We start from the raw sequence: 10,046 nt of genomic DNA on the forward strand, positions 1-10,046 counted from the left end.
TTATTTTTTTCAACAAGTGAACAGAGAGAATCCGTTATATGTGTGGTATTTTCGGTATCCTTGATATCAAAACCGATGTGTCTGAACTCAGAACCCAAGCCCTCGATTTATCTAAACTATTGCGCCACCGTGGCCCTGACTGGTCGGGTATCTGGAATAATGACAATACCATTCTTTGTCACGAAAGACTGGCGATTGTCGACGTAGACACTGGCGCGCAGCCTCTTATCAGCCAAAACGATAAGCAAATTCTAGCGGTGAATGGCGAGATTTATAACCATAAGCAGCTCGCCGCAAACTTAGACGAACCCTATCCATTTAAAACTCGCTCTGACTGCGAAGTTATCCTGCCTCTTTTTCAGCAGAAAGGTGTGGACTTTATCGATGATTTAGAAGGAATGTTTGCTTTTGTTCTTTATGATGAAGAGCAAGACGCCTATCTAATCGCTCGCGACCATATAGGTATCATACCGCTATACACAGGTTATGATGAACATGGCAATTTCTATGTATCATCTGAGATGAAAGCCCTAGCTGGCGTGTGTAAAACAATTAGCGAATTTCCTCCTGGCCACTACCTGTGGAGTAAAGAAGGCAAAGTTACTAAATATTACACCCGTGATTGGATGGAATACGATAACGTAAAAGACAACACCAGCGATTTGAATGAACTGCGTGTCGCTTTTGAGAAAGCCGTAAAATCGCATATGATGTCTGACGTTCCCTACGCCGTGCTATTATCTGGTGGCCTAGACTCATCATTGGTTTCAGCTGTTGCAGCACAGTATGTAGCAAAGCGCGTTGAAGACGAAGATAAAACCGATGCGTGGTGGCCTCGCCTACACAGCTTTGCTGTAGGTCTTGAAGGCGCGCCGGATCTTAAAGCCGCTAAAAAAGTCGCGGACATGATTGGTACCGTTCACCATGAGATTCATTTCACAATTCAAGAAGGTTTAGATGCCATCCGTGATGTTATCTTTCACCTAGAAACTTACGACACAACCACGATTCGTGCTGCAACCCCTATGTACCTTATGACCCGTAAGATTAAAGCGATGGGTATCAAAATGGTATTATCAGGTGAAGGCTCAGACGAAATTTTTGGTGGTTACCTGTATTTCCATAAAGCGCCAAATGCTAAAGAGTTCCACGAGGAAACCGTGCGTAAATTAGATCGTCTACACATGTTTGACTGTGCGCGAGCTAATAAAGCAACGTCAGCTTGGGGTGTAGAAGCACGCGTACCTTTCCTGGACAAAAACTTTATCGATGTAGCCATGCGTTTAAATCCACAAGATAAAATGTGTCTTGATGGCAAAATGGAGAAATGGATCCTTCGTAAAGCGTTTGATAATGGCGAAACCTTGCCTGCAGAAGTATTGTGGCGTCAAAAAGAGCAGTTCGGTGACGGTGTAGGTTATTCGTGGATTGACTCAATTCGCGACTTTGTTGCAAACGAAGTAAGCGACCAACAACTGGCTACTGCGGAGTTCCGCTTCCCAGTGAATACGCCTGACACCAAAGAAGGCTATTACTACCGTACTATTTTCGAAAGCTACTTCCCTCAAGAAAGCGCAGCGCGCTGTGTACCGGGTGGTAAGTCTATCGCATGTAGTACTGCAGAAGCCCTTGAATGGGATGAGAGCTTTAAAAACAATGCTGATCCATCGGGTCGCTCAATGAAAGGCGTTCACGCGGGTGAATCTTAACCGCTAGCTAACCCTCTAGAAATAGTAGAAAAACGCGGCATATGTGCCGCGTTTTTTATTTGTGGCTATTTGTTTTTAACTCTCACTGAGTGGGTAGTTATACCAGTCCGCTTAGATAACTACCTATGCGGATTGGTATTATCTATGCGCGCTGCTAAAAACTAGTCTTCAATTACGTTTGGTTTGTACCAAAGCGATGAATTAGACAAGGGTGTTTCAGGTGGAAGTAAAGGGTTTTCTAACGAGAAGACCCTCCTCTCTTCCATATCTATAGACGATAAAACGGGCGCATAGGTTGCATTGAATAACTCATCGAACGAACCATCATCTATGGCTCTTTTCAGACCTGTTTCAATTAAGTTTGCTAAGGTTTTATTATTGATACTCACAAAGTAATACATGGCCGTTGGATAATACAATGCCATCGATGGTTCAAGATAAAGGTTGCTGCCTGCTCCCTCGGCCTCCAACTCAGCGCTAACTTCTATCACTGAACGTGGAAAAATATCCCCCTTCCCCTGCTTCATAAGGTCATAGGCTTCTCGAAACTCAGGTACCGTGAAAACATTAAAGCCGTTTGCCTGGAGAATTTTAGTATCTGGCCACTCTTCGCCCTGAATGGGGACAAGCTTTCGCATGTCGTTAAGCGATAAAACATTTTCAAATTTTGACTTTTTATTTTTGTTTACCACAAAAACCCGAAGCCCGATAAGTCCTTTCGCAATAGGGATCCTAATAGGAGTGAGTTCCTTTTCTCGTTGACTATCGGTCATACTCCACACGACATTGACTTCTCTATTTTCACGAAGTTGACGCATTGCCTTCCCGGTCAAGAGTATGCGATCTGACGGCCGAAGTTCATAATTCACCCCGGTTTTATCCAGCGCTAATTTTAACAAGGCAATAGGATATTGCGTACGCGCATCAGTATCATCAATGGGGCGAGGATAATTAATCGTCCACAATGCGCCATGCGCTGAAAATGCAGTCAGAAAACCACATAATACAAGAATCCTAAGGTTTACCTTTTTACATGGACGTAAATTAAGCATTGGCGCTGCGCCACGGGTTAGTCGTTAAAGCCAACATTTACTCGATACCGATATACTTATGTGTTTGTAAAGATAGACGCCAGTTACGCTCAATACAAGTACTAACTGCGAGCTCTGTTGCTCGTTTTTGCTGGCTAATTGGTTGTAAACACACTTGTTTTCCATCGAGTGATGATACTTTAGAAAGCAACGCATCAAGCTCATCAATGTGTTTTTGCATGGCAATGGGATGTTTAATCTCATTGGCCCTTTCAAGGGCGCTGACCAATACATCGTACCCGCCTTTCATATTAATTTTTGGCGATACGGTAACGTAAGTGCGGTCGTCACAAAGTACTTCAAACGTTCCGCTCGTCTCGATTTGCGTTGTGTATCCCTTGTCATGTAACAATGTAGTGAGGGGGCGCAGATCGTACATACACGGCTCACCACCGGTAATGACCACGTGTTTTGCGACATATCCCTCCTTAGAAAACTGTGCCAATAACGCCGCTTCATCAGAAATAAAGTATGTTTCAGATTCTTGGCCTTTTTTAATCACAGCCTCTGGCGATACGCTCAATTCAGCCTTTATCTCCCAAGTGTGCTTTGTATCACACCACGGACAGCCGACAGGGCAACCTTGCAACCTTACAAAAATAGAAGGAATACCGGTATGAGCACCTTCACCTTGGATAGTTTCAAACATCTCATTGATGTTAAGAGTGGACATTACAGACAATTTGATACCCTTTAACGATTGTGTGTTGGGATTTTACCAAGGATCACATAAAATTCGGGCATAATTTCTTAAATCTTCAAAAACTATGTCAGAAAATGTTGTTGTTATCTATTCTGGAGGCATGGACTCCTTCACAGTGTTACACAAAGCACTAAGAGAGGGCAAAAGAGTTCACGCTTTGAGCTTTGACTATGGTCAACGCCACAAGAAAGAACTCGATTACGCTGCCAAAGTGTGTGAATCACTAAATGTTCCGCATAAGATTGTTGATATAAGCGCTATTAATACGCTGATTGGTGGTTCCGCATTGACCTCGGATATCGACGTACCAGAAGGTCATTATGAAGAACCAAGCATGAAGCAGACCGTGGTGCCCAATCGCAATATGATACTGCTCTCACTCGCGGTAGGCTATGCGGTAAGTTTAGACGCTAACGAAGTTTATTACGGCGCACATTCTGGCGACCACGCTATTTACCCAGACTGCCGCCCCGAATTTGTTCATAAAATGAATGACGTATGCGGGATCGCGAATTACACCCCCGTCACCATCATGACCCCCTATATCGACGATAGTAAAACCGCTATTTTGACTGACGGGCTATCCATGGGGCTAGATTATGGACTTACGTGGACGTGTTATAACGGAAGGGAAAAAGCGTGTGGAAAATGCGGCGCTTGTGAAGAACGTCTGGAAGCTTTCAAAGAAAACGGCGCGATCGATCCCCTCGAGTATGAATAAAACGTTCTAGATGAAAAGCCTCCTACCTTTAACACGCTTACTTTTTGCAAGCGTGCATTGAGTGGGAGGTTATTGTTGTACTTAATACCAGATCGTATATTTATTTCTGGCTCTCAGAGATGAAATAGCTGAGTTCTTTAATACAATGTCGCAACACTGGATTGAGGCGTGTGTTCTTACCGTTCATTACAAACATTTCGTGGCTGAAGTTAAACAAACTTCCTTTTGCAATAGGCACAAGTCCCAGTGCAGCGCCTTGTTCTTTAGCCATATAATCAGGCAATAAACCGATGTATTCACCGGTCATGATGGCAGACATCGCTGCATCAAAAGAATCAGAAAACGTTTGTATCGATAATCTTGTTTCATCTTCAATGTAATTGGCTGAAGATAGGCCTGAAATACCGATAGCTGGGTAGTCGCTTATTTTAACTCCCTCTGGTAACTCAGTATCGCGATACTTTGCTAAAGGGTGAGTAGGTGAGCAGTAGAGCCGCCCTTCGGTCTTGATGCCGATAGGATGAAATGTCACTGATTCCGGCTTAACCATGTCATACGTCGATACCACTAAATGACACTCTCCAGACAGCGCCACATGTTCCACTTCGTTGTAAAGGCGAGTTTGGATATTAACATGGATATCATCAAACTTTTTCATGGTACTTTTAACCGCTTTACTTACGGCCAAATGCATCGACAAAGGCAGACCAGCCATTAACACAAGCGTAATGTGACCTGAGTAGTCATCATGGAGTGACTTAAGATTGAATACAAAGTTATCGAAGGCGTTAAAGATGCGTTTAGTTTCTTGAAAAACGACCTCCCCTTCCTTTGTCATTTGGAAACCACCGCGACCACGATGACAGAGTACTAAATCAAGACGTTCTTCCAGTTTCTTAATCGCGGCACTGATATTTGGTCGTTGCATTCGCAACACGGGTTCAGCCGCAGTAAATCCATTGCAGCTCGCCACGGCGTAGAACACACGCAATAGCTTTATATCTGATTCCTGAAGACGGTTAAGCATATTAGCACCTGTTTATAGGTATAGTTTTCGATACTCTACATTGAACTATATGAAACTAATTGTGCTATTACAACGATATTTTTTGGCTTTTCATCTCATATTAAGCGAAAAACCTTTATTTTATTCTACCGGACTGACTCCTTCTTATATTCACGATAACAGGACAGCGTGTAGTTTGGTTCGCATCATTAAAGTGCTGCTGTGGGTTATTCGTTTTTATACAAAAACCCACCGTCATCTTCTCGGTCAAAAGGGCAAAAATTAGGAGAGAGTAACGACCTGCTTTCTTAACGATTCAATATCATCACGCAGTGACGCGGCTTTTTCAAACTCTAACTCACGAGCATACTCGAACATTTGCTTTTCAAGTTCTGTAATCTGGTCCATCAAGTCAGTGGCGCTGGCCGCTTTTTGTTGTTTCTTCTTCTCCTCAACTTTTCTTAGTCTCACTTTACCAGACGCAGGGTGCGCACTTTCGCCTAAATCCATAATATCGGTAATAGGCTTATTTAACCGCATCGGAGTGATGTTATTTGCCTTGTTGTGGGCTATTTGCTTTTCGCGGCGGCGATCTGTTTCATCCATCGCTTTTCGCATTGATTTGGTAATACTGTCAGCATAAAGAATCGCTCTACCATTCACGTGGCGCGCGGCTCGACCTATCGTCTGTATCAGAGAACGCTCAGCGCGTAAAAAGCCCTCTTTATCAGCGTCTAAAATAGCAACCAAAGATACTTCTGGCATATCTAAGCCTTCTCGCAATAGGTTAATCCCTACCAAAACGTCGAATTTACCTAGCCGCAAGTCACGAATAATCTCTATACGCTCAACCGTATCTATATCAGAGTGCAGATAACGAACTTTAACGCCGTGTTCATTTAAATATTCACTTAAATCTTCGGCCATACGCTTCGTTAGCGTAGTTATTAAGACTCTTTCGTCAACGTCCACACGCTTTTTAATCTCAGAGAGTACGTCGTCCACCTGCGTAGCAACGGGCCGAACTTCTATAATAGGATCTAATAACCCGGTAGGACGCACAACTTGCTCGACAATCTCGCCTTCTGTTTTCTTCAGTTCATAATCACCAGGCGTGGCGGAAACATAAATGGTCTGAGGGCAGATTTGTTCAAATTCCTCGAATTTTAGTGGCCGATTATCCAACGCTGAAGGCAGTCTAAAGCCAAACTCTACAAGTGTTTCTTTTCTAGAACGGTCGCCTCTATACATGGCACCCACCTGCGAAACTGTAACGTGAGACTCATCAATGAACATTAAACCATCAGCGGGAAAATAATCTAGCAGCGTTGGCGGCGGCTCTCCAGGTGCTCTTCCAGACAGATAGCGAGAATAGTTTTCTATACCAGAGCAGTACCCTAATTCCATCATCATCTCAATGTCGAATTGTGTACGCTGTGAAATACGCTGCTCTTCTATCAGCTTATTTGCTTCTTGAAGTTGTTTCTTTCTATCGCCCAATTCGTCTTTAATATGCTCAATGGCATTAAGAATTTTCTCACGAGGCGTAACGTAGTGCGTTTTAGGAAAAACCGTTGCTCTTATTACTGATTTGTCTACCGCCCCTGTTAAGGGGTCAAACAAGCTGATTTTGTCTATTTCGTCATCAAATAATTCAACTCTAACGGCTTGTTTTTCAGAATCTGCTGGAAATATATCGATAACGTCACCGCGCACACGAAAAGTCCCCCGCTCAAATGCGAGATCGTTGCGCTTGTACTGAAGCTCAGCCAATCGACGTAAAATATCACGCTGATCCATGGTGTCGCCCTGACGAAGATGCAACAACATTTTCATATAGGATTCAGGATCGCCCAAGCCATATATAGCAGATACACTGGCTACAATGACAACGTCTCTTCGCTCCATCAGTGCTTTTGTCGCTGACAGCCGCATCTGTTCGATATGATCATTAATCGACGCATCTTTTTCTATAAAAGTATCTGTGCTAGGCACGTAGGCTTCGGGTTGATAGTAGTCATAATAGGAAACGAAGTATTCTACGGCATTGTTGGGAAAGAACTCTTTCATTTCACCGTATAGCTGAGCGGCTAACGTTTTGTTGTGCGCTAAAATCAGCGTTGGGCGCTGGACCTTGTTGATAACATTAGCCATCGTGAAGGTCTTACCCGACCCTGTCACGCCCAAAAGTGTTTGGCCTGCCAACCCACTTTCTAATCCATCAACTAAAGCTTCTATCGCCTTTGGTTGGTCACCTGCTGGCTCATATTTAGAATGAAGCTCGAACCCTCTACTCATTGATTTAACCTTTTATCTGACGCGTTGATGTCGTCTGCTACCTAATGAAACTGAATATTCTCGCCAATATACTTTTCGTATATGGTTAAGCTTTTCTCTTGTGATAGTTTTGCGTTTAATCGTGTTCAACGGCTTATGATTGTGAAGAAGCACTTGGCGCCTGAGCTTCAAAATCAGCGACAGCGCGTTTAAAAACTAAGAAAGATACACACGCCATCGCTATGTTTGCTATAACCGTGCCCGCAAACAACCCTTTCAGCTCGAAAAGAAAACTCCCTGCGATACTGATGGGTACGAAGAAAACGAACAAGCGGATGACACTCAACAGTAACGCTGTCATGGGGCGATGCATCGCATTTAATGACGAATTAGTCAGTATGATTATTCCTTGCATACCGTAACCTAATGGCACAATCATTAGGAAAAGCTGTATAAGTACGCTGACTTCCGCTTCATTAGCAAATGCCACGGCAATCCAGCTTGAAAGCCACCACATAAGCAGAAAAATAGCGAACTGCCAGACAAGAACAAATTTTAACGTCAGTGAATAGGCCTTCTTAACGCGCTCGACTTGCCCCGCACCGACATTTTGACTGATGAAAGGCGGCAAAGTCATCGACAATGCTAGCACCACAATACTGGCAATTGACTCCATACGATTTCCTACCCCCCACGCTGCCACAGCCTCTGCCCCGTAACCGGCAACGACTGCCGTCATTACGCCTCCTGCAACAGGAGTCAGCATATTGGCGCCAGCCGCGGGCAGTCCAATTTTCAAAATTTCTCGACTGCTATCACGTAATTCAGTGAAAGTGAGTAACCGGGGCAACATCAATTTGCGTCGAACAGCCAAAATATAAAGTATCCAAAATGCGCCCACTATCCACGCGATAAAGGTAGCAAGAGCAGCCCCTTTTATCCCCATTGCCGGAATAGGGCCCAAACCAAAAATAAAGATAGGATCGAGCAATGCATTTAGCCCGCCACCTGCAGCCATAACAATACTGGGGGTTCGGGTGTCACCACAGGCGCGCAGCACGCTGTTTCCCACCATTGGCATAGCCAGAAAGATACTAGATAAATACCACAACCCCATATAGTCGTGGATATACGGCATTAGGTTCTCCGTTGCATTTAGCAATGTAAAAACAGGTTCAATAGTGAAAAAACCTATGGCCGCTAATGCACCTACAAGCAGGACAGACAACATAAGTGAGCCCGTTGCATAGTGCTTAGACTTGTTTATTTGTTTACCGCCCTGCAACTTACCTATAATCGCGGATGTACCAATGCCTAATCCAATGTTTAAGCTTATTACCGTGAACGTAACAGGGAAGGTAAAGCTAATTGCAGCGAGCGGGTCGGTTCCCAACAAACTGACAAAAAAAGTATCGATAAGCCCAAAACTCATCATCATTACCATTCCTAATATCATAGGAATGGTCATACGCTTTAACGTGGCACCGATATCCTCTTCTAATAAGTCAGAAGTACGTGGTTTACCGTTATTTTTTATCACTTGAGCTCCAGCAAACTAAAATCCTGCAATTAACCGTTCGGTAGTGTAAAAGAGCAAGCTATATATAGCTATGTGAATTCGACCAACAAATCAATGAATGAGAGCGCTGTTTGTTTACGCCTGTTTTCTTATTAAAATACGTAAGTTTATCAATTTTGCCCACAATGAATGCCCAACAACCATTTTTTAGCAAAGTACAAATTACTACTCCTTTGTAACCTCCTAACAGATTATCTTCTATTGTGCCTTACCTCTTCGACCTACTTTGTGCGTCAGCGCAACCAATGACAGCTCATTGTCTGTTGTAAAGCAGACCCTCTTAAATGTTAATGAAATGTAAGGCATTGAGAAATAAGATGGATTTCATTGGGTAGCATTTAGACATTCGTTGAATTAACACACAAGCTACTTTTTGTTCAATCGATCTAATACGATCGATATACAAGATCGCTACACCCACCGTAAACACTTGTTATAAAATAATAATTAGCTATAACATTAGATAAAGTCGTTTGATCGTAGACGCATCGATCTAACAAAAGCTTCCTTCAATTTTGAGCTATCAACATAGTTATCCACAGATTTAGTGGATAACTAACGCCAGACCATATTTGGCGCGATTTTATGCTCGGTTATCTCTCCAGCACGTAAGTGGTGACTAACCTTTTAATCCTCGGGTACAGGTTACAGATTTATTAAACACTGTACATAGTAACAGTATGGAAGCAATTTTTTATTCTATTTTGTTATAGAAGATTTATTTAAAGAGATATTTGAAAAACCGAATTTCATTGCAAAACTTGAATCTTTAAAAACGTTTTGCGAAGACATTTAATGAATGATGTGTACTTATTAACCATCCTTTTCACAACATTGACGACAAAATAAGCATAAAAGCGGCAAAAAGCTATTTTTTGCGCAGTCAGTACAAATATTTCATTTATGTTGTTGACAGTTCTTAAGTACGTCTTTAATATTCGCCTCCGTTGAAGCACAGGT

7 protein-coding genes are annotated in these 10,046 nt (G+C 42.9%); 2 read left to right on the top strand and 5 right to left on the bottom strand.

Annotated features, from left to right (window positions below):
• The first annotated feature begins 38 nt into the window (after positions 1–38).
• On the top strand, positions 39–1,709 hold the full coding sequence (asnB, locus tag GVO63_RS06595; RefSeq protein ID WP_159493392.1) for an asparagine synthase B: 1,671 nt from the start codon (positions 39–41) through the stop codon (positions 1,707–1,709).
• Between the two features lie 161 nt (positions 1,710–1,870).
• Here asnB and GVO63_RS06600 read toward each other — a convergent pair whose 3' ends face one another.
• Both GVO63_RS06600 and queE read right to left on the bottom strand, forming a co-directional pair.
• Entirely contained in the window at positions 1,871–2,761 is an 891-nt protein-coding gene (locus tag GVO63_RS06600; RefSeq protein WP_236552075.1) for a transporter substrate-binding domain-containing protein, read from the bottom strand.
• Positions 2,762–2,798: 37 nt separating this feature from the next.
• Positions 2,799–3,473 (bottom strand): 7-carboxy-7-deazaguanine synthase QueE, encoded by a 675-nt coding sequence (gene queE, locus GVO63_RS06605; RefSeq protein ID WP_159578634.1) that lies wholly within the window; start codon positions 3,471–3,473, stop codon positions 2,799–2,801.
• A gap of 94 nt (positions 3,474–3,567) precedes the next feature.
• On the opposite strand from queE, the gene queC reads away from it, so the two are divergent.
• Complete coding sequence (gene queC / locus GVO63_RS06610; RefSeq protein ID WP_159578636.1) at positions 3,568–4,224, top strand: 7-cyano-7-deazaguanine synthase QueC; 657 nt, start codon at positions 3,568–3,570, stop codon at positions 4,222–4,224.
• Positions 4,225–4,324: 100 nt separating this feature from the next.
• On the opposite strand, the gene GVO63_RS06615 is transcribed toward queC, so the two are convergent.
• The 3 genes from GVO63_RS06615 to GVO63_RS06625 form a co-directional block, all read right to left on the bottom strand.
• Positions 4,325–5,251, bottom strand: a complete 927-nt coding sequence (locus GVO63_RS06615; protein WP_159493395.1) for a LysR family transcriptional regulator — start codon at positions 5,249–5,251, stop codon at positions 4,325–4,327.
• A gap of 261 nt (positions 5,252–5,512) precedes the next feature.
• Complete coding sequence (gene uvrB, locus GVO63_RS06620; protein ID WP_159493396.1) at positions 5,513–7,528, bottom strand: excinuclease ABC subunit UvrB; 2,016 nt, start codon at positions 7,526–7,528, stop codon at positions 5,513–5,515.
• A 133-nt stretch (positions 7,529–7,661) separates the two neighbouring features.
• The gene (locus GVO63_RS06625) at positions 7,662–8,963 is read right to left on the bottom strand and encodes an MATE family efflux transporter (RefSeq protein WP_268891619.1); all 1,302 of its coding nucleotides are present in this window, start codon (positions 8,961–8,963) and stop codon (positions 7,662–7,664) included.
• Positions 8,964–10,046 lie beyond the last annotated feature (1,083 nt).

The sequence above is a fragment of the Alteromonas sp. KUL106 genome (assembly GCF_009811415.1).
Lineage (GTDB): Bacteria > Pseudomonadota > Gammaproteobacteria > Enterobacterales > Alteromonadaceae > Alteromonas.